This is a genomic window from Inquilinus sp., from assembly GCF_039594555.1.
GTDB lineage: Bacteria > Pseudomonadota > Alphaproteobacteria > DSM-16000 > Inquilinaceae > Inquilinus.
Genome location: NZ_JBCNNF010000011.1, coordinates 1 through 20,015 on the forward strand (window position 1 = coordinate 1; position 20,015 = coordinate 20,015).

Below are 20,015 nucleotides of genomic sequence, written 5' to 3' on the forward strand. Positions count from 1 at the left end.
GCCAGGCCCGAATCCTCGCGGAAATGGCAGGAAGCGAGTTCGACTACACCCTGCCGGACCGGGACGGGATCCTGGACAAGCCGGCGATGCAGCGGGTGGTCGATGTCGAGGCCACGCTCTTCCGCACGCGGCGGGACGTGCTGCATGCCCAGGAAAAGGCGCTGATGGACCAGCGCGCCAGCTACGACCCCGAGATCTCGGCTCTCGATCAGAGCATCAAGCTGTACGACGAGGAGATGGCGCTGATCGCACAGGATGTCGCGGCGACGAAGACTCTGGCCGATCAGAAGCTGACGGCACAGTCGCGCCTGCGGGAAGTTCAGCGCAACTACTCCGCGGCGCAGCGGGATGAGCTGGAGCAGCGCTCATTCCTGGCCCGGGCGCGCCAGAATCAGCTCGACATCGACCAGCGGATCGTCGAGCTGCACAGCAGCCGGGCCAACGAAAACGCCAGCGACCTGCGCGATCTCAATCTCTCGATGAGCCTCAACGACCAGAAGATGGCTTCGCTGCTGGCGACCCTGACCGAGCTGAAGCGGCAGGCGGACAGCACGGCCGCGGCCGTGATGACGATGACCACGTCCTACAGCATCTCGCGGCTGGTCGACGGGCAGCACACGCAGGTCCCGGCCGACGAGCAGACCGCGATCGAGCCGGGCGACATCCTGCGGGTAGAGCAGAAGCTGACATCGAACGGCGTGCGGCTCAGCCTGAACTGAGCCGCATGCCGGCTGCGGGAAGACGCTGCCCGGGGGAGGGCCGGAACGTTGCGACGTCAATCCCCGCCGCCGGCGGATCTCCTGCCGGCGGTGGAACCGGCCCAGAGCCGGTACACATCCGCAATCCCCTGGCGCAGATCGATGCTCGGATGCCAGCCGAGCTTGCGGATGCGGGTGACGTCGAGCAGCTTTCGCGGCGTGCCGTCCGGCCGCGACGGATCGAGCACGACGCGGCCCCGGTAGCCGACGACCTCCGCTACCAGCGCCGCCAGGTCGGCGATAGGAATGTCGGTGCCGGCGCCGATGTTGATCGGCTTCGGCCCGTCATAATGCCGCATGACGAGGACGCAGGCATCGGCAAGGTCATCGACGTGGAGGAACTCCCGCCGCGGCCGGCCGGAGCCCCAGAGCGTTACCGTCGGCGCCCCTTCCATCCTGGCCTCGTGAAACTTCCGGATCAGCGCCGGCAGGACATGGGACGTCTCGCGGTCGAAATTGTCGTTCGGGCCGTAGAGGTTGCAGGGCAAGGCCGAGATGAAGCGGCTGCGATACTGGCGGGCGAAGCTCTCGGCCAGCTTGATCCCGGCGATCTTGGCGACGGCATAGCCCTCATTGGTCGGCTCGAGCGCCCCGGTCAGCAGCTGTTCCTCCCCGATCGGCTGGGAAGTTTCGCGCGGATAGATGCAGCTGGAGCCCAGATAGAGGAGCTTCTCGACACCGACGCGGTGGGCCGCGTGGATGATGTTCGCGGCGATCATCAGGTTGTCGTACAGGAAATCGGCCGGCGCCGCGGCATTGGCGACGATGCCGCCGACCTTTCCGGCGGCGACGAACACGATCTCCGGCCGGCTGCGCTCCATCCAGGCGGCGGTGGCAGCCTGGTCGCGAAGATCGAGCTCGGCCCGGCCGGCGACGATCAGGTCGCAGGCTTCGGCACCGAGCCTGCGGCACAGCGCCGAGCCGACCATGCCGCGATGGCCCGCGACCCAGACCCGTTTTCCGGTCAGGTCGACCGTCCCACGCATGGGCTCAATTGTAGCGGTCATTGCGTCCGGCCTCCCACATGACGGCCTGCAGGTCCGACTGCACCATCTCCGAGACCAGCGCCTCGAACGGCACGGTGTGCCGCCAGCCCAGCCTGTCGCGCGCCTTCGCCGGATCGCCGATCAGCAGGTCGACCTCGGTCGGCCGGAAGTAGCGCGGGTCGATCTCGATCAGCGGCAGCCCGGTCCGGGCATCCAGTCCCTTCTCGTCAACGCCCCAGCCCACCCATTCGATGTCGCGGCCGACGGTTCGGAAGGCGAGCTCGACGAATTCCCGAACGGTGTGGGTCTCCCCGGTGGCGAGGACATAGTCGTCCGGCTCGTCCTGCTGCAGGATGCGCCACATGCCGTCGACATAATCGCGTGCATGCCCCCAGTCCCGCTTGGCGTCCAGATTGCCGAGATGCAGGCTGCGCTGCAGCCCGTGCTCGATCGCGGCGACCGCCCGCGTGATCTTCCGCGTGACGAAGGTCTCGCCGCGGATCGGGCTCTCATGGTTGAACAGGATGCCGTTGGAGGCATGCATCCCGTATGCCTCCCGGTAATTCACCGTGATCCAGTAGCCGTAGAGCTTGGCCACCGCATAGGGGCTGCGGGGATAGAACGGGGTCCCCTCATCCTGGGGGATGCGCTGCACCCGTCCGAACAGCTCCGAAGTCGACGCCTGGTAGAAACGGCAGCGATCCCCCATCCGGAGAAGGCGCAGGGCCTCGAGGAGGCGCATCACCCCGAGAGCATCGGCATTGGCGGTGTATTCCGGCGTCTCGAAGCTGACCTGGACATGGCTCTGGGCGCCCAGGTTGTAGATCTCGTCCGGCACCACCTCCTGGATGATCCGGCAGAGATTGGTCGCGTCCGTCAGGTCGCCGTAATGCAGGTGAAATCGCCCCTCACCCTCATGCGATCCTTCGTAGAGATGGTCAATCCTCTGAGTATTGAATGAAGATGATCTCCGCTTAACCCCGTGAACGCGATAGCCTTTCGACAATAGAAGTTCTGAGAGATAAGCCCCATCCTGCCCGGTGACACCAATGATAAGCGCAGTTTTCTCGGACATCCGCTGCTCCAGACCCGACATGAAAAATAGCTTTTGGAAGTATCGCTGACAGCCCGATTTTATGAGACCTGCCCCCGCCCAACATCCTGGACGATAGGAGCGGGTATGGGCCGCCTTGGGGATGCGCGGTCACGATTTCGGATAGGGCGTGCCGTCCCTTATATCCGTTCGGCGATTCCGTCCCGCTCGACGGAACAACCGCGGCGGACCAGCTCCGCCGCCCGCAGGCCGCCGGCCTGCAGGCGGACGATCGGCTCCGGCCCCAGGGCGCCGAGAAGGATCGCCATGTGGCCGTGGCGCGGGGGCTCGGGCGGCCAGACCGGCATTCCCCTGCGGTGCAGTTCGGCGCGATCGACATCGCCCCAGAACTGGGCCAGCATCGCCCGCGGCGCGACGCGCGCCAGATGGCCGATGTCGTCCGCCGAAAGGCGGAGCCCGTCATCATCCGGGCGGAGTGACACCAGCGCCGCGTCCCATGGGCCGTCCGGCACCGACAGCGCATCCGCGAAGATCCCAGCCCGCGCCCCGGCGGCCGCCAAGCCCTGGGCCAGGAACGGCGCGAAGGGGTTGTCGCACAGGACGGCTATGCGCTGCCCCGTCACCGGAAGCCCCGCATCCCGCAGCAGCCGGACGCAGAGCGGCCCGAGAAACGGGAAGACGCCGACGGCCGGATGGCGCTCGTTCACGGCCACGACCGGGATGCCGCGCCGGCGGCAGGCCCCCAGGTCGATGTCCTCGCCCCGGAACTCCCATCCCTCGAACATCAGGCCGATCACCGCCCGGTCCGGCAGGCGCCGGATCAGGCCCTCATCGATCGGCCGGAGATGGCCGCTGTTGGTCACGATGTCGACCGTGCCGGGCACGTCTTCAGGCAAGGCCTCGATCACCGAGAGGCGATCCCGGATCCCGGCGGCGCGGGCCAGGCCCAGGGTCTCGGCCGTGACCTGCGCTGCCGAGCCATGGCGGCTCGACCGGGTGAAGGCCCAGACCTTCTCGGCCCCGGCCAGAGCCGCGATCACGGGGGTCGAGGCATAGGCACCCGTCGCCGCCTCGGTCAGAACGGTCAATCCTGTCAGGTCGAGGCCGGTGGCCGCAATCCGTTCCCGCATCAGCCGGCACAGGATGTTGGTCCCATCGACCGGGGATGCATTGCCGGCGTCAGGCGACAACGACGTCCTCCTTCGGCGTGCCGACCCCGGATGTCAGGGCGCTGCGCAGCGCGTCGGCGATCTGGATCTGCATCGCTGCGGTCATCTGCGGGAACAGGGGCAGCAGGATGCAGCGATCCCGGGCCGCCTCGGAGTGAGGAAGCGGGCAGCGGAGCGGCTGGTCGGCATAGGCCGGCTCGAGATGCGCGCACATGACGCCGCGGCGCGTGGCGATCCCGTCATCCAGGAGGCGCTGCATGACGGCACGCTGATCGACGCCCGGAGGCAGCCGGACACAGTAGCTCTGCCAGTTCGAGCGGGCCCAGCGCGGCTCGAACGGCAGGACGACACCCTCGAGCCCGTGCAGCAACTGCCAGTAGTGGTGCGCCAGTTCCCGCCGCCGCGCGACGATGGCCGGCAGCCGCTTCAGCTGCTGCCGCCCGATCGCCGCCTGCACATCGGTCAGCCGGTAGTTGTAGGCCGGGAGTTCATACTCCTCGAAGACCACGCTCTTGCTGCCATGCCGGGCCGTGTCGGAGATGGACATGCCGTGCTGCCGCAGGAGCCGGAAACGGGCGTCCCAGTCGGGATTGTTGGTGGTGAGCATGCCGCCGTCGCCGACGCTGACCAGCTTGCGCGGGTGGAACGAGAAGCAGGCGATGTCGCCGCGCGGCCGGCCGATCTTCTCCCATCTGCCGTCCAACAGGATCTCGGAACCGGCGGCGCAGGCCGCATCCTCGATCACCGCCAGCTTGTGGGCCCGCGCGATCTGAAGGATGGCGGCCAGGTCGCAGGGCATTCCCATCTGGTGCACGCACAGGATGGCCCTGGTCTTCGCCGTGATCGCCCGCGCCACCTCTTCGGGCGAGATGTTGAAGGTGTCGGGATCGACATCGACGAAGACAGGCACGGCGCCACATTGCCGGATCGTGTTGGCGGTCGCGATGAAGCTGTGGCTGACGGTGACGACCTCGTCGCCCGGCCTGATGCCGAGGGTCAACAGGGCCAGGTGCAGGGCGACCGTGCAGTTGGCGACGGCGCAGGCATGGCCGGCGCCGACGAAACGGGCGAACTCCGCCTCGAAGGCCGCGACCTGCGGGCCCTGTGTCAGCCAGCCGGAACGGATCACCGCCGCAGCCGCCGCGACCTCCTCTTCGCCGAGCAGGGGCTGTGTGATCGGGATCATGCGACCCGCGCCTCGGCCATTGGGGCCTGCGGCGCGAGACCGTCCGACGGGGCGACCTCGGCCACGCGGCCCTTCGACGCTTCCCGCCACCAGGCCGCAAGCTCGCGCAGCCCGGCTTCCAACGGCACGCGTGTCCGGAAGCCGATCAGTTCGTGCGCGGCCGCGGTGTCCGCCAGGCGCTTGGCCACCGGGTTCACCGCCCGCTCCGGCACATGCGTCGGCGTTAGCCAGGGCCGGTCCATCGCGGCGCACATCCTGCGCGAGAGCTCCAGCAGCGATGTTTCCTCGCCGCTTCCGACATTGAGGACGACGTCGCTGGCATTCGAGGTCGCGGCGAGGATATTGGCGCGGGCCACGTCGTCCACATTCACCAGGTCCATGGTCGTCGAGCCGTCGCCATAGATGACCGGCGGGCTGCCGGCCTCGATCCGCTCCATCCACCGGATCATCACCTCGGTGTAGCGGCCGTGGATGTCCATGCGCGGGCCGTAGACGTTGAAGTAGCGCAGGGCGACGTAGTCGAGACCGTACATGTCGTTGAACGAGCGCAGCAGCCCCTCACCGAACATCTTGGCGGCGCCGTAGAGCGTGCGGTTGGCGTACGGGTTGTGGGCTTCCGGAGTGGGGAACTGGTCCGCCATGCCGTAGATCGAGGCGGACGACGCCATCACCACCTTCCGGACCTTGGAGGCGACGCATTGCTCCAGCAGATCGAAGGTGGCGTCGACCATCACCTCGATCGCCTGCCGGGGCTCCGCCGCACAATGGGTGATGCGGAGCGCCGCCATGTGGAAGACCGTGTCGATCCCGTCGACCAGGCCCGCCATCACCGACCGGTCCCGGATGTCGAGGTCGACCAGGCGGACGCCGCCGCTTTCCATCGCCCGGGCCAGATTCTCCGCCCGGCCACGGACCATGTTGTCGACGACGATGATCTCGGAGCAGCCGGCCTCGACCAGATGATCGACGATCCGTGACCCGACGAACCCGGCCCCGCCGGTGACGAGCACGCGCTTGCCTGCCAGGATTTCGCTTTGGCTGGACATGATGACCTCAATCGGGAAGAGAGCGTCTGTCGGTCAGGCGACCGAGGCCCTGAGTGGTTGGCAGATTTGCACCACGGCCCCGGCGATCTGCCGGACGGTTCCGTCCGCCAGCTCCGGATAGATCGGCAGTGACAGGGTTTCCGCCGCCATGGCCTCGGCGACCGGGAACTGGCCCGGACCGTAGCCCAGCTTCGCATAGGCGGGCTGAAGGTGGACCGGCCGCGGATAGTGGATGCCGGTAGAGACCCCGACCTGCGCCAAGCGGGCCCGGATGCCGTCGCGGTCCTGTGTCCGCACGGCGTAGACGTGATAGGCATGGTCCTCGCCGTTCGACGGTGCCGGCAGCTGCACGGAGTCGAGGCCCGCTAATGCTTCGTCGTACAGCGCCGCGACCCGCCGGCGGCCGTCGGTCCACTCATCCAGATGGCGCAGCTTGACGCCGAGGGCTGCGCCCTGGATCGCGTCCATCCGGTAGTTGAAGCCGTGCCGGACGTGGTTGTACTTGCCGTTCTGGCCCCAGTCGCGCAGGCAGCGGATCGCCTCGGCGAGGTCGGCGCGGTTGGTGACGATGGCCCCGCCCTCCCCGACCGCCCCGAGATTCTTGCCCGGATAGAAGCTGAAGCAGCCGATGTCGCCGAAGGTCCCCGCCGAAACCCCATTGCGCCGCGCGCCATGGGCCTGCGCCGCATCCTCGATGATCCAGGCGCCGTGCCGGCGGCCGATCGCGACGATCGCCTCCATATTGGCCAGACGGCCGTGCAGGTGGACCGGCACGATGGCCTTGGTCTTCGGCGTCAGCACCGCCTCGAGGGCCGACGGATCCATGGTCCACGTTTTCGGATCGATGTCGACGAACACCGGCGTCGCGCCGGTATAGAGAATGGCCGCCACCGTCGCGACGAAGGTCATCGGCACCGTCACCACCTCGTCGCCGGGACCGATACCGGCGGCGAGAAGCGCCAGGTGCAGGGCCGAGGTCCCGGTGTTCAGGGCGACGGCCTCGCGAGCCCCGCAATAGGCCGCGAAGGCGTCCTCGAAATCCGCGACCGGCTGCCCCAGCACATAGTCGGTGCCGCGCAGCACCTCCAGCGCTGCCCGCTCCAACTCGGGGCCGATCTGCCGGTACTGCGCGCGCAGATCCAGAAAGGGAATCATGAAACCCTCCGCAACTTGACCAGGTCGACGGGTTGGCCGCGCTGCTTCATCGACCGCGAGGCTGCCTCCAGCATCTCGACGACCCGAAGACCGCTGCCGCCGTCCGTCGCCGGCCGTTCCTTGCTGTTGATGCACTGGATGAAGTGTTCGGTTTCGGTCAGCAGCGCTTCCTTGACCGAGATCTGGGGCGCCCACATGTCCCCCATCCGGTACGAGACCATCAGCTTCTGGATGTTCTGCGCATCGTCGGCGAGATTGATGCCGCGGTCGTAGACCTTCACCTTCTCGCTGGCCTGGAGATCGTCGTAGACGATCATCCGCCGGCTGCCGCCGATCAGCGTCTGCCTGATCTTCACCGGTGCCAGCCAGTTGACGTTGAGATGGCCGATGGCGCCGCCGGCGAAGAAGATGGTCAGCTGCGCCATGTTCTCGGGGCTGCCCGGCACGTGGCCTGCGCCGCTTGCCGACACCGCCACCGGTTGGGCCGGCAGGATGAAGTCGAGGATGGCAAGATCGTGAACCGCCAGGTCCCACAGCACGTTCACGTCGCGCTGGAACAGCCCCAGATTGATGCGCGTGGAGTCGTAGTAATAGACGTCGCCGATCGACCCTGACGCGATCATGTCATGGATGCTCTGCACCGCGCCGGTGTAGACGAAGGTGTGGTCCACCATCAGGGTCAGCCCACGCCGCGCCGCCTCCTCGACCAGGATCGACGCCTGCACCGATGATTCCGCGATCGGCTTCTCGACCAGCACGTGCTTGCCGTTCTGAAGGGCCGCCAGGGCGATATCGAAATGGGTCGAGACGGGCGTCGCCACCATCACCGCATCGACCCGCAGATCGGCCACGAGATCCCGCCAGTCCGAGAGCAGACGAGCCGTCGGATGGCGCTTGTGTGCCCGCTGCAAGGCGGCGTCCGACGCATCCGCGATGGCTGCGATCGCGCAGGTGTCGGTCTCGGAGACGGCCCGCGCCAGGTTGGGACCCCAATAGCCGTAGCCCACCACGCCGACGCCGATCACGACACGGTCTCCCGCTGCGATCTCAGAACGTTGATCGACATTTTCCCGTGCCTCCTGCGAGCTTCGCGGACGTCGCCGATGACGCGTGCTGGGACGCCGGCGACGATGGCGAAATCGGGGACGTCTCGGGTCACCACCGCGCCGGCGCCGACGAGCGCCTCCACGCCGACCGTGACCCCGCCGATGATCGTCGCGTTCGAGCCGATCGATGCCTTCCGCCGGATCAACGTCGGCGTCAGCTCCCAGTCGCCGTCGACCTGCAGGCTGCCATCCTCATTCGTCGCCTGGGGCAGGAGGCCGTTCGTGAACATCACCCCATGGGCGATCATCACCTCGTCCTCGATCACCACCCCCTCGCAGATGAAGGAATGCGACGAGATCTTGCAGGACGCGCCGATGCGGGCGTTCTTCTGGATCTCGACGAAGGGGCCGATCCTCGTGTGGTCTCCGATCGTACAGCCATAGAGATTGACCAGATCGCGATGAAAAATGACGACGTCGTCGCCGATATGGACGTTGGTGATCGGCATTCATTTCTCGTGAAGCTGTAGTTATTAAAAATATCCTGATATTCGCTCGAGCAATCGAGGCGTGACGAAACCATACCGTTCTTGGCCGAAATCGACATTTGACCAAGGGAACAGTCAGGGAAGCGCAATAATACCCATTGTGATGACTCGGAGGGGGCCGAGGTAGGAGAGATCTACCTCTGATGGGCGATCGACGTACCCCGCGGGTGCCTGCCCCCTCCGTCCCTCCGCGACCGCTACCGCCTTTGTGTTCGTTGCGGGATCACCAACAACCACACACTGTTCCGCCATCCGCCGCGGATGGATTTCCGGCCCGGTGCCCCGTTGCGGCACGGTGGTCTGCGATTGGTCTGTGAAGACGAGCAGGAACTCGCGTTTCATGAAAATCATTCTCGTGAACCGGTATCTGTATCCCGATCAGTCGGCGACCAGCCGGATGACCACGAGCCTGGCCTCGGGCCTGAAGGAGAGGGGATTCCCGGTCACAGGCCTTGCCAGCCGCGACATCCACAATGATCGCAGCCAGAGACTGCCGCCCGAAGGCGATCTGGACGGGATCAGGATCCATCGTCTTTGGACCTCGGCCTTTGGGCGAGCGTCCCTGTACGGGCGAGCCCTCGACTATCTCACCTTCCATCTTTCCGCCGCCTGGTGGGTGCTGCGCCATGCCCGGCGCGGCGACATTTGCGTCGTCTGCACCGATCCCCCGCTCCTGTCGGTGACGTTGGCCCTGCCGCTCCGGCTGAAGGGCGCGCGGATGGTGAACTGGCTGCACGACCTGTTCCCGGAGGTTGCGCTGAGGCTCGGCATGTCGGGCAGCGCACGCCTCGGCAAAGCGGCGCTCCGGCTTCGCGACTGGTCCCTCGCACAGGCGGCGATCAATGTGCCGCCGACCGGCACGATGGGCCGGTTCCTGGCGGCCCGCGGCATTCCGCCGGACAAGCTGCATGTCCTTCATCACTGGGCCGATGCGGGCGGCATCCGCCCGGTGCCGCCCGAGGCCAACGCGCTCAGGCGACAATGGGGCCTCGAAGGCAAGTTCGTCGTCGGTTATTCGGGCAATTTCGGCCGCGTGCATGAGTTCGAAACGATCCTGGAGGCTGCGGATCGCCTGAAGTCCCGGGATGACATCCGCTTTCTCTTCATTGGCGACGGGCACAGGCGGGCGGCGGTGGAAACCTGGGTCCGGCAGAAGCAGCTGGGCAATGTCCAGTTCCACCCGCTGCAACCCAGCAGCCATCTGTCCGAAAGCCTCTGCGCCGCCGACATGCACCTGGTCTCCCTGCTGCCTCCGCTCGAACCCTGCATTATCCCGAGCAAGTTCTACGGCATCCTCGCCGCGGGCCGGCCGACCCTCTTCGTCGGCGACCCCGCCGGCGAGGTGGCTTCGGCCCTTGCCTCGGGCCATTGCGGCCGATCCGTGGCGATCGGCGATGGTGCGGGGCTCGCCGACCACATCCAGGACCTGGCGGCTTCGCCCGAGATCTGTGCCCGGATGGGCGCGAACGCCCGGGACCTGTTCGAACGCGAATACACCCACATGCGGGGCTGCGATGAATGGGCCCGCCTGATGGACGGCCTGGTCCGGACGCCGGACAGCGTGGAGTCCGAAGCCACCAGCCCGAAACTGGCGAAGAAGAGATCATCGTGACCGACGCCGTCGTCGTCAGCCAGCTGGGAGCCCGCATGCACTATGCAGTGCCCCGCATCCTCCACCGGGCCGGGCGGCTCGAACACTTCTATACCGACATCTGCGCAATCAAGGGCTGGCCTCGCCTGCTCGGCCGGGTACCTCGCCACGTGCTGAACGACGGCCTGCGGCGCCTTGCCGGCAGGACACCGGAGGGCATTCCGACCGACCGCATCACCTGCTTCAGCAACACCGGGCTTCTCTACACCATGCGCCGGATGCGGGCCCGCACGCCCTCGGAGGAGACCGAGGCCATGCTGGCGACCGCGCAGGCCTTCTCGAGACGGGTGGTGCAGCGGGGCTTCGGCAATGCCGGCGGCTTCTACGGCATCGCCGGTGAATGCCTGGAGCAGATCCAGGCGGCACGGGCTGCCGGGCTGTGGACGGCGGTGGAGCAGATCATCGCGCCGCGCACCGTCGTCGAGCGACTGATCCTCGAGGAGGCGGAGCGGTTCCCCGACTGGGCTGGCCCGGCACGGCAGGATCGCCATGCCGAGGCATTCGCGGCGCGGGAGAGGGGCGAATGGGCCGCGGCCGACCTGATCGTCTGCCCGTCCGAGTTCGTTCGTCAGACAGTGGCGGAATGCGGCGGGCCGGCGGATCGCTGCGTCCTGGTTCCCTATGGGGTCGATGCCCGCTTCCGGGTTCCGGAACGCAACCGCATCGGCGGGCCCCTGCGGATCCTGACCATTGGCGCGGTGGGCCTGCGCAAGGGCTCCCCCTATGTGGCGGAGGCCGCCCGCCTGCTGGCCGGGCGCGCCGTCTTCCGCATGGTCGGCCAATGCCATCTGCCCGACCAGGTCCGGTCCCGGCTGGGACAGGTGGTCGAGATCACGGGCCCGGTTCCGCGCGCGGAGATCCTCGACCACTACGCATGGGCGGATGTCTTCCTGCTGCCGTCGATCTGCGAGGGTTCCGCGACGGTGACCTATGAGGCGCTGGCCGCGGGGCTGCCCGTGATCACCACCCCGAACACCGGCAGCGTCGTGCGCGACGGGCTGGACGGTTTCGTCGTTCCGATCCGCGACGCGGCGGCCATCGCGGAGGCATTGATGACCCTGCACGATCATCGCGGCCGCCTCGCGGAGATGTCGCGCCAGGCCCAGGCCAGGGCCGCGGACTTCGACCTCGCCTCCTATGGCCGCCGGCTCTGCGAGGCCCTGAGCTCGATTTGCCCGCCGTTTCCGGCTCTCCCCCTTCCCGCTCCGGCCTCTCGCTGAAGGACGCGACCATGTCAGCCCAGCCCGCGATGTCGCGACAGTCCTCCGACGGCCGGCTCGACCGGACGGCCGCTGCGGCACCCGCGGTCAGGGTCGGGATGCTGCTGGCGTCGATCGCCGCCGCGGATGGCGGCGTCTCCGAAGTGGTGCGCGAGCTGGCGCGTTCCATGCACGATCCGGCGAGGGTGCAGGTCGACGTGCTGACCCTGCGCCGGGATGGCGACATGGCCGCGGACGAAGGCTGGGACGGCGTCCCCGTGCACCGCGCCAGGTCGCTGGGGCCCAGGGGCTTCGGATACTCCCGGCAGCTTGACGCACTCCTCGCGGACGCCGACCTGGATCTCCTTCATGTCCATGGCCTCTGGATGTATCCGTCGATCGCGGCGCGGCGCTGGCATGTGAGGACGAGACGCCCCTATATCCTCAGCCCCGAGGGAATGCTCGATCCCTGGGCGCTGGCCAGCAAATCGTGGAAGAAGCGCATCGCGATGCGACTCTACGAGGATGCCCATCTGCGCGGTGCGGCCTGCCTGCATGCGCTCAACGACTCCGAGATGCAGTCGATCCGCGCGCTCGGCTACCGAAACCCGATCTGCCTGATCCCGAACGGGGTCAGCCCGCCGCCGCGCGACCCGCCGCCCCCGCTGTGGCAGGGCCGGTTTGCGGAGGACGCCAGGATCCTGCTCTATCTCGGCCGCCTGACGCCGAAAAAAGGGGCCAGCCAGTTGATCCGCGCCTGGTCCGCGCTCCAGGTCGGCTGGCCCGCGGCGCGGCCGTGGCACCTGGTGTTCGTCGGCCCCGGACCCGACGCCTACCTCCAGGAGCTGCAATCCATGATCGTCCAGGGCGGCGTGGCGGACACCGTGCACATCGTCGGCCCGGCTTATGGGATCCAGAAGGCCGCGTGCTTCGCCGGATCGCACGGCTTCATCCTTCCCTCGTTCAGCGAGGGCATGCCGCTGGCCGCGCTCGAGGCCTGGTCCCACGGCCTGCCGGCGCTGCTGACGCCGCAGTGCAATCTGCCTGAAGGCTTCGTCCAAGACGCGGCCATCTCCATCCAGCCCGAGGTGGCGTCGATTACCGACGGGCTGCGCCGGCTGACGGCCATGACCGACCCGCAGCGCGCGGCCATGGGCCACAGGGGTCGCGCGCTCGTCCGCGACCGCTTTTCATGGCCCGCCGTCGCCGGGCAGTTCGAGCAGGTCTATCGCTGGCTGTTGGGGCAGCGCCCCCCGCCGGACACCATCAGGCTCGTCTGAACCGCGCCGGCCGCCCGTCCGATCGATCAGGGGACCACCCGATTGCGCCGCTCCATCGTCTTCGCCTTCATCGCCCGCTATTCGATCAATGCCATCAACCTGCTGATGGCAGCGATCCTGGCCCGGCTGCTGCACCCGGACGAGATCGGGGTGCTCGCCATCTGCGCGGCGATCTTCATGATCACCGAAGCGCTGCGGGACTTCGGCGTCAGCGTCTATCTCATCCAGGCCCGGGAGATCACGCCCGCCGGGGCGGGAACCGCCTTCACCGTGATGCTGATCCTGTCGCTCGGCCTCGCCGGTGCGGCCTATGTCTCGGCCGCTCCGATCGCGGCGTTCTACCTCGAGCCGCGGCTGGAACCCGTGCTCCACATCGCGGCGCTGGGATTCCTGGTCGGACCGTTCCTCAGCCCCAGCCTGGCGCTTTTGCGGCGCGACATGGCGTTCGATGCCATCGCGGCGATCACCGTCGCCGGCGCCGCGGTGAACTTGGTCGCCGCCGTCGTCCTCGTGCTGGGCGGAGCCGGCTATATGGGTCCTGCCTGGGGCACGGTGATCGGCGGGTTGGCCAGCACGGCGCTGGCGCTGCTGTACCGCCCCCAGCTCTGGATCTTCCGGCTGACGCTGAAGGATTGGCGCAGCGTGGTCTCGTTCGGCAGCTGCTCCAGCGCGACCGCGATCCTGAACCTGTTCTACATGATGCTGCCGCAGCTGGCGCTGGGCCGCATTCTCGGCTTCGAGGCGGTCGGCCTCTACAGCCGCGCGACCATGCTGTGCCAGATGACCGAGCGCACCATCGCCAGTGCGATCGAACCGGTGGTCCTGCCCGCCTTCGCCGCTGAGGTCCGGAAGGGCAACAGCCTGAAGCAGGCCTATCTGCGGGGCCTCAGCTACATGAGCGCCGTGCAGTGGCCGTTCCTGCTCTGCCTGGCCCTGCTGGCGGACCCGGCGGTGCAGGTGTTGTTCGGCCCGCAATGGTCGGGTGTCGCGCCGCTGGTGAGCATCATGGCGCTGGCGTCCCTGGCCCTGTTCCCCGCCTTCATGACCTATCCGGCGCTGGTCTCGGTGCATCGGGTCAAGGACACGCTGATCCTCAGCCTGGTCGTCCTGCCGCCGTGCATCGCCATCATCATCGGCAGCTCCTTCCTCGGGCTGTCCTGGGTGGCGGCGAGCCTGTTCCTGACGGCGCCGCTGCAGATCTGGGCCTCGCTGACCTTCGTCCGCCGGTCGATTCCCTTCAGCTGGCGCGAGGCGGCGGCGGCCTGCCGCAGCAGCGCCCTGGTGGCGCTGGCCACGGCGGCCGTTCCGCTCGTGGCGGTGATGATCGAGGGTTTCCGCTTCGACCATCCGTTCATCGCGATGGCGATCATCGTCCCCGGCATGGCGGCGGCGTGGGTCGGTGGGCTGCTGGCGACCGATCATCCCCTTCTCTCGGAAATCGGCGGCCGCGAACGCATCCGGTCATGGCTCGGCGGCGCGCTGACCCCGAGGCGTCGGCGCCCGCCCCGTGCAGGGCCGGCCCGGCCGTGACGGCGCCCGGCCCCGACCGGCGCGGCGTGCTCAGGGGGCTGGGAGGCCTCGCGGCCTTCGGCGCCGGCACGGCGATGCCCGGCATGGCATCGGCGACGCCGGAACAGCCTGCCGCCATGCCGCGCCTCTTCAGCCCCCGGGACTTCGGCGCCCTCGGCGACGGCCTGGCGGACGACACCGACGGCTTCCGCGGCATGCACCGCGCCATGACGCAGCTGCAAACCGAGGACGACAGGCTCCGCAAGGCGGATCCGAACCGGCCGCCGATCGAGTTCCTCATCCGCCTTGATCCCGGTTTCTATCGCTACCGCTGGAATCGCTGGACCTGGGGTCTCCGCCGGATCACGGTCGTGGGCTATGGCGCGACGATCCAGTGCCTGCATCCCGGCCCCTTCGACATCGACCAGGCGCCGCTCGCCAGCAACCGCGACCATTACTGGGCCTGGAATCCGGACGGCCCGGCCTACGGCTCCGCCGCCGCGCCGGCGGAGCAATATGGCCTGCGGCTGCGCACGGCGCGGCCGGGGGACGGGACGGTGACCCTGCTCGCCGCGAGCGCCGCGCCTCTGCCCTTCGCGCCCGGCAACTGGGTGCTGATCCAGTCCTGTGCGCAGCAGCAATACGGCTATCCGCCGAACCTGCGCTATTTCCAGCGCGCCCGCGTCGCCGCCATCGACGGCATCACCATCCAGTTGGACCGCCCCCTCCTCCACCTCCACAAGCAGGATTGGCCCGAGGATCCGGCTCAGGCCCCCGCGATCGGCGGCGCCCGGATCGTGGCGATCGACCGCCCGGACTGTCCCCTGGCCCTGTCCCAGCGGTTCCTGGGCCTGACCGTGGCTTCCAACCCGAACCATGCAGTGCGCGACGCGGGGGTCAGGTCGACGCGCGAAACCCTGACCATCAGCGGCACGCTCCGGGCCGTGGTCGAGGATTGCGACCTGATCGCGTTCGGCGTCACTCAGGCCGAGGATGTGCAGGTCCGCAACTGCTCGATCGGCTACACCGAGCCCGACAAGCTGATCGACCGGCTGAGCTTCGACGCCTGCACCATCGGGTCGCTGCAGCAATGCACCGGCGTCAACCACATGACGCTGCGCGACTGCACGATCGAGGGCGACGCACAGCTGCTGGCGCGCGAGGTGGTGGTCGACGGCTGCAGCTTTCCGGGGCCTGCCACTTCAGGGGAGGACCGGCGCGGGATCAATCTCGACGGCCCCAACCCGACCCGCCGCATGACCGTGACCGGCTGCCGGTTCTTCGGCCGCGGTGATCCGACGGGCCATGCGCTGCGCGGCCCGGTCTGGATCGAGGTCCCGACCGACGGTGCCGAGACCAGGCTGCTGGACGATCATCGCCTCCACCTCGCCTATGGCGGGCCGGCTTATGCGACGCTGGTCGATCTGCTGGAGGAAGGCTGGCCGGTGCGGCTGGACGGGGCGGAGGGGCCGCGGTTCGGCCGCTGCTCGGAGATCGTCGACGCCGGCGACGGGGCGATCATCGGCATCTCGGTGCCAGGAGGGCTCCGGCCGGCGGAGAGGCTGGCCATTCCCCGACTTCTCTCCCTGGCCGTCACCGGCTGCCGCTCGACCGGCCTGCCGGACGAACACCCCGACCCGCCCGACCTGACCTGGGAGGACGAGGTCCTCCACTCGCGGCGGCTGCGGGTCACGCTGCGATCCGATGTCGCCACCCGGCCGGTCTGGCTTCCCGGCTATCCGGTCTCGGTCCGCTGCACGGTGGTCCGGCCTTATGCCGGACCATCCCCGGGATGCTTCCTCACCTGGCGCGAAGCAGGCCCGGACTCGGCCCCGACCGAGCTGAATGTCGACCTGAGGCAGGCCGGGCCGCGCGAGCTCACGACTCGTTCCGCCGAGCTGAGCGCCGGCGATACCTTCATCGTCGCCGGGCAGCCGGCGCCCCGGTTGCCGGCGCTGCGCTATGTTCCCCGGGCATCGGCGCTGATTGTCACGGAGCCCGGCGCGATCCCCGCGGCCGCCGCCGGCACCGAAGCCGAGCAGGCCATTTTCCGCCTCGAACTCGAGGTCGAGCCTCCCTGCTTCTGATCCGCTCGCGCAGAGGTCAGGACGAGCCCGCCGGCACCGCCGAACCGGCCGGCATTCGCTCCGCCGGGGTGCGCTTGACCCTGGCGAAGAACAGGAGCGGCAGGAACATCATGGCGAACTGCACCAGTGTGCTGGGAACCCATTGCGTGTGATGGGTGACGGTGAGCATGCCTGAGGGGATGCTGAGAATATAGATGATCTGCGCCAGGACCCAGCCGTCCGATGCAGCCCGGTACATCCGCGACAGGAAATAGGCGACGGCGAAGAACTTGAGCGCGCCGAACCACCAGAACGAACCGAACGCATCCGCCATGCCCGTCTCGGTGCTGCCCAGATCCGGGGTGTAGTTCCTGTCGTCGAAGGTCGGAATGACCAGGGAGTATTTCAGGGCCGGCCCGACCAGCTGCGCCGGGACGAAGTTCCAGACCAGGACATTCCAGTGATAGGCGCCGTAGTCCCATTCCTGAGTCTCGCTGTAGGCGTTGATCAGGAAGATGGCATTGCGCATCTCCGGCGCGCCGTTCTTCAGCACCTCCTCGAAATTCGCGACCACGTCTATCTGCGACAGGCCCTCCAGGCTCGGGCCGTTCTGCTCCCGAGTGTTGTTGCGATAGTCGCCGACGCTGTTGAGGCCGAGGATGGACATGAGCACGGCGACCACGGCCAGGCTCCGCGGCAGCACCCAGCGGCGGTGGAACCAGAGGGCGAGCAGGATGGCCAGCCCGAACTCGATGAATTCGCCGCGCTTGCCTCCCATCACGAAGCGGTCGACGACGAAGACGGCATCGAACAGGACGATCGCCAGCGCCCAGCGGGACGGCCGCCGCGCGAAACAGAGAACGGCGACGATTAACCCGTAGGTCAGCATCCGCGCGAAGAACAGATACATCACGGCCGTGCCGGTCGGCATGGTCGACAGCCGGGCCTCCGGCGGCAGACGGCTCAGCGCGAAATAGAAATAGGCGCCGAACAGCGACATGAAGGCCGCGACGCGCAGCAGCCGCGTCTCGTCGAAGACCCAGCGGAATCCGGCGGACGGGCGGTCGCCGGCGGCCCAGCCCAGCCCGCACATGATGGCGCAGAGAATGGTGAAGATCGCCGTCTGCTCGAACGCCCCGACCGGCAGGAAGCGGTCGTTCGACAGCCCGATCATCTGCGGCACGATGAAGCCCAGAAACGTCGCCCCGGCGAGGAACGGGAAGCCGTAGATCCCATCGCGCCGCTTCAGCCCCTGCACCATCAGGGCGATGCATACGACGAAAAGGCCGAAGGTCAGGAGCGAGTTCATCAGACGGGGATCCCGTAGCGCATCGCGTACCAGCCGAGCTTGACGTATTCCTTCATCACCCAGACGCCGTCGGCCCCGGCCATCATCTGCCAGACGGAGCCCCTCGGCTCTACCGGTGCCGACATCCATTCCAGCCCGGGCAGCACGCTCTCGAAGCAGGACAGCGCCCGGCGGCTGTGAAACCAGCTCGTCACCAGGATCGCCCGCCGGGCGCCCATCGCCGTCAGCAGCGGGGCGGACAGCTCGGCATTCTCCCAGGTGTTCCTGGACTGGCACTCGATCTCGATCACCTCCGGCGGCACGCCGGTCTCGGCGATCAGGCGGCGAATATCGGCGCAGTCCCCGCTGCCAGAGACCAGGATGCGGGGTGCCGCGCCGGCCTTGTAGAGCGCGGCCGCCTGCGCGGCCCTGGGCGGGCCGTCACCACCGAGGACGACGATGACGTCGGCGGGCGCCCGCGCGCTGCGGATAAAGAGCCATGCCTCGGCCCCCTTCAGGCCGGCTCCGACGACGATGCCGTAGGCGAGGACCGCAAGGACGGCGGCCGCGGCAAGGCGCCGGACCAGGGTCGCGAGACGCCGTCTCACACGCGCTGCCCCTGCTCGCGACGCCGGATCTCCATCATCTTCACGACGATCATGTACTCGTAGGCCGTCAGCAGCCGACAGTACAGGTACCCCGGCGTGCCGTCGAGAAAGCCCCGCCGGATGACATACATGTAGAGAAACCTCAATGCCGGCCGGAACGGCATGCGGAAGGACAACTCCTTGAGGGCCCGCCGCCGACGCTCGGACCGGCGGCTGAAGATGTCGGCCAGCCTTAGCCGACCCTGCCGCAGGCTCTTCAGCGATTCCTGCGCCTCGAACCACGAATAGCGATTGTGCTTCTCGTACCAGGCGTTCAGGCCCTTGTTGAAGCTGTAGTGGTAGAAATGGCTCTGCAGGCGGCCCTCGGGCCCGTCGGCGACGCATTGCAGGTTGATCTGGCGCTCGAAGGAGATCTTCTCCGGCCGGACGAGCCGGACCACCCAGGTCGGGTACAGGCTGCTGTGGCGGATCCAGCGCCCCATGAAGATGTTCTTGAAGCGCACCCGGAACAGCGCCTCGGGCCGGGACCGATCGGCCGCGATCGCGAGCATCTCGTCCCGCAGTTCCGGCGGGGTGATCTCGTCGGCATCGGGCATGTAGACCCAGGGGTGCCTGAACTCGATCTGCCGCAGCCCGTAGGTGCGCTGGGCATGCTCGTTGTCCTGGACCCTGTGATACACCCGCGCGCCCGCAGCCTGCGCGATCTCCACCGTCCGGTCGGTGCTGCCGGAATCGAGCACGACGATATCGTCGCTCCACGACACTGCCGCGAGGCAGCCCGGGAGGTTGAGCTCCTCGTTCAGAGTCAGGATCAGGACGGAGATGCTCATGCGCGGTTTCCCACCTGCGCGACCGCCTGGGATCGGCTGCGGATCGCCCTGGCGGGATTGCCGACGACCACCGTCCAGGGCGGAACGCTCTTGAAGACCGAGGCCCGGGCGCCGACGACGGCGCCCTCGCCGATGACGACGCCCGGCCCCACGAAGGCATCGGCGGCGACCCAGGCATGGTCCCCGATCGTGATCGGGGCCGTGGTGAGGGCCATGTCCGCGGAATCGATGTCGTGGCTGGCGGCACAGAGGAAGCTGTACTGGCTGACCGTGGCATGCCGGCCGATCCGGATGCGGTCGACCGAGTAGCAGTCGACGCCGGGGCTGAGACAGCCGAACTCGCCGATCTCGAGGTTCCAGGGGGCCCAGATGCGGGCGGAAGGATGCACGACGGCGGAGCGGCCAACCTGCGCGCCGAAGAGCCGCAGCAGCAGGCGCCGCCAACCATGCAGCGGCTTCGGGCTCGGCCGGTACAGCAGCAGCCAGACGACGCCCCAGGCCATCCGCGCCAGCTTGTTCGCCGTCGAGTGCGGGCTCGGCCTGGTCGCGACCTGCGGCCGGCCGCTTACGGCCATGGCGGCGGGCTGATTCATCACCGGCATCGCCTCGCCATATTCGATCCAGGCGTTTCCGGTC

General features: G+C 68.0%; 18 protein-coding genes. 6 read left to right on the forward strand and 12 right to left on the reverse strand.

Features of this window, described 5'->3' with window-relative positions; all coding sequences use genetic code 11:
- Positions 1-719 (forward strand): hypothetical protein (locus ABDW35_RS02250; protein ID WP_343712216.1); only part of this gene is annotated, 719 nt, incomplete at its 5' end.
- Between the two features lie 56 nt (positions 720-775).
- Here the strand turns inward: ABDW35_RS02250 and ABDW35_RS02255 are convergent.
- From ABDW35_RS02255 to ABDW35_RS02290, 8 genes are all read right to left on the reverse strand, one after another.
- Entirely contained in the window at positions 776-1,744 is a 969-nt protein-coding gene (locus tag ABDW35_RS02255) for a GDP-L-fucose synthase (RefSeq protein ID WP_343712217.1), read from the reverse strand.
- Between the two features lie 4 nt (positions 1,745-1,748).
- The gene (gene gmd / locus ABDW35_RS02260; RefSeq protein ID WP_343712218.1) at positions 1,749-2,819 is read right to left on the reverse strand and encodes a GDP-mannose 4,6-dehydratase; all 1,071 of its coding nucleotides are present in this window, start codon (positions 2,817-2,819) and stop codon (positions 1,749-1,751) included.
- 158 nt (positions 2,820-2,977) lie between these two features.
- A complete protein-coding gene (locus ABDW35_RS02265) occupies positions 2,978-3,988 on the reverse strand; it encodes a hypothetical protein (protein WP_343712219.1) in 1,011 nt (336 codons plus the stop codon).
- Positions 3,978-5,153, reverse strand: a complete 1,176-nt coding sequence (locus ABDW35_RS02270) for a DegT/DnrJ/EryC1/StrS family aminotransferase (protein WP_343712220.1) — start codon at positions 5,151-5,153, stop codon at positions 3,978-3,980. Before ABDW35_RS02270 ends, ABDW35_RS02265 begins: the two co-directional genes overlap by 11 nt.
- Complete coding sequence (locus tag ABDW35_RS02275; protein ID WP_343712221.1) at positions 5,150-6,199, reverse strand: SDR family NAD(P)-dependent oxidoreductase; 1,050 nt, start codon at positions 6,197-6,199, stop codon at positions 5,150-5,152. Before ABDW35_RS02275 ends, ABDW35_RS02270 begins: the two co-directional genes overlap by 4 nt.
- 33 nt (positions 6,200-6,232) lie before the next feature.
- Positions 6,233-7,354, reverse strand: coding sequence for a DegT/DnrJ/EryC1/StrS family aminotransferase (locus tag ABDW35_RS02280; RefSeq protein ID WP_343712222.1), 1,122 nt, complete (start codon positions 7,352-7,354; stop codon positions 6,233-6,235).
- Entirely contained in the window at positions 7,351-8,379 is a 1,029-nt protein-coding gene (locus tag ABDW35_RS02285) for a Gfo/Idh/MocA family oxidoreductase (protein ID WP_343712223.1), read from the reverse strand. The genes ABDW35_RS02280 and ABDW35_RS02285 overlap by 4 nt, the downstream gene beginning before the upstream one ends.
- On the reverse strand, positions 8,376-8,909 hold the full coding sequence (locus ABDW35_RS02290; RefSeq protein WP_343712224.1) for an acyltransferase: 534 nt from the start codon (positions 8,907-8,909) through the stop codon (positions 8,376-8,378). The genes ABDW35_RS02285 and ABDW35_RS02290 overlap by 4 nt, the downstream gene beginning before the upstream one ends.
- A gap of 379 nt (positions 8,910-9,288) precedes the next feature.
- Between ABDW35_RS02290 and ABDW35_RS02295 the strand changes: the two genes are divergently transcribed.
- Genes ABDW35_RS02295 through ABDW35_RS02315 form a run of 5 tightly spaced genes read left to right on the forward strand, consistent with a single transcriptional unit; the run spans position 9,289 to position 16,674 of the window.
- The gene (locus ABDW35_RS02295) at positions 9,289-10,560 is read left to right on the forward strand and encodes a glycosyltransferase family 4 protein (protein WP_343712225.1); all 1,272 of its coding nucleotides are present in this window, start codon (positions 9,289-9,291) and stop codon (positions 10,558-10,560) included.
- A complete protein-coding gene (locus ABDW35_RS02300; RefSeq protein WP_343712226.1) occupies positions 10,557-11,819 on the forward strand; it encodes a glycosyltransferase family 4 protein in 1,263 nt (420 codons plus the stop codon). Before ABDW35_RS02295 ends, ABDW35_RS02300 begins: the two co-directional genes overlap by 4 nt.
- A gap of 11 nt (positions 11,820-11,830) precedes the next feature.
- Positions 11,831-13,078, forward strand: coding sequence for a glycosyltransferase (locus tag ABDW35_RS02305; RefSeq protein ID WP_343712227.1), 1,248 nt, complete (start codon positions 11,831-11,833; stop codon positions 13,076-13,078).
- Positions 13,079-13,120: 42 nt separating this feature from the next.
- On the forward strand, positions 13,121-14,608 hold the full coding sequence (locus tag ABDW35_RS02310) for an oligosaccharide flippase family protein (protein WP_343712228.1): 1,488 nt from the start codon (positions 13,121-13,123) through the stop codon (positions 14,606-14,608).
- Positions 14,605-16,674, forward strand: coding sequence for a hypothetical protein (locus tag ABDW35_RS02315; RefSeq protein WP_343712229.1), 2,070 nt, complete (start codon positions 14,605-14,607; stop codon positions 16,672-16,674). Before ABDW35_RS02310 ends, ABDW35_RS02315 begins: the two co-directional genes overlap by 4 nt.
- A 16-nt stretch (positions 16,675-16,690) precedes the next feature.
- Here ABDW35_RS02315 and ABDW35_RS02320 read toward each other — a convergent pair whose 3' ends face one another.
- The 4 genes from ABDW35_RS02320 to ABDW35_RS02335 are packed head-to-tail and all read right to left on the reverse strand — an operon-like array spanning position 16,691 to position 19,972.
- Entirely contained in the window at positions 16,691-17,962 is a 1,272-nt protein-coding gene (locus tag ABDW35_RS02320; protein WP_343712230.1) for a hypothetical protein, read from the reverse strand.
- Positions 17,962-18,549 (reverse strand): YdcF family protein, encoded by a 588-nt coding sequence (locus ABDW35_RS02325; RefSeq protein ID WP_343712231.1) that lies wholly within the window; start codon positions 18,547-18,549, stop codon positions 17,962-17,964. The genes ABDW35_RS02320 and ABDW35_RS02325 overlap by 1 nt, the downstream gene beginning before the upstream one ends.
- Positions 18,546-19,379, reverse strand: coding sequence for a glycosyltransferase family 2 protein (locus ABDW35_RS02330; RefSeq protein WP_343712232.1), 834 nt, complete (start codon positions 19,377-19,379; stop codon positions 18,546-18,548). Before ABDW35_RS02330 ends, ABDW35_RS02325 begins: the two co-directional genes overlap by 4 nt.
- Positions 19,376-19,972 carry a hypothetical protein gene (locus tag ABDW35_RS02335; RefSeq protein WP_343712233.1) on the reverse strand — a complete coding sequence of 199 codons (597 nt, stop codon included), beginning with the start codon at positions 19,970-19,972 and terminating at the stop codon, positions 19,376-19,378. Before ABDW35_RS02335 ends, ABDW35_RS02330 begins: the two co-directional genes overlap by 4 nt.
- Between the last annotated feature and the right edge of the window lie 43 nt (positions 19,973-20,015).

Coding starts and splice junctions, on each gene's coding strand:
- gmd (WP_343712218.1), bottom strand. CDS start 2,819: ATGTCCGAGAAAACTGCGCTTATCATTGGTGTCACCGGGCAGGATGGG.
- ABDW35_RS02275 (WP_343712221.1), bottom strand. CDS start 6,199: ATGTCCAGCCAAAGCGAAATCCTGGCAGGCAAGCGCGTGCTCGTCACC.
- ABDW35_RS02330 (WP_343712232.1), bottom strand. CDS start 19,379: ATGAGCATCTCCGTCCTGATCCTGACTCTGAACGAGGAGCTCAACCTC.
- ABDW35_RS02295 (WP_343712225.1), top strand. CDS start 9,289: ATGAAAATCATTCTCGTGAACCGGTATCTGTATCCCGATCAGTCGGCG.
- ABDW35_RS02335 (WP_343712233.1), bottom strand. CDS start 19,972: ATGAATCAGCCCGCCGCCATGGCCGTAAGCGGCCGGCCGCAGGTCGCG.
- ABDW35_RS02320 (WP_343712230.1), bottom strand. CDS start 17,962: ATGAACTCGCTCCTGACCTTCGGCCTTTTCGTCGTATGCATCGCCCTG.
- ABDW35_RS02270 (WP_343712220.1), bottom strand. CDS start 5,153: ATGATCCCGATCACACAGCCCCTGCTCGGCGAAGAGGAGGTCGCGGCG.
- ABDW35_RS02305 (WP_343712227.1), top strand. CDS start 11,831: ATGTCAGCCCAGCCCGCGATGTCGCGACAGTCCTCCGACGGCCGGCTC.
- ABDW35_RS02290 (WP_343712224.1), bottom strand. CDS start 8,909: ATGCCGATCACCAACGTCCATATCGGCGACGACGTCGTCATTTTTCAT.
- ABDW35_RS02255 (WP_343712217.1), bottom strand. CDS start 1,744: ATGCGTGGGACGGTCGACCTGACCGGAAAACGGGTCTGGGTCGCGGGC.
- ABDW35_RS02280 (WP_343712222.1), bottom strand. CDS start 7,354: ATGATTCCCTTTCTGGATCTGCGCGCGCAGTACCGGCAGATCGGCCCC.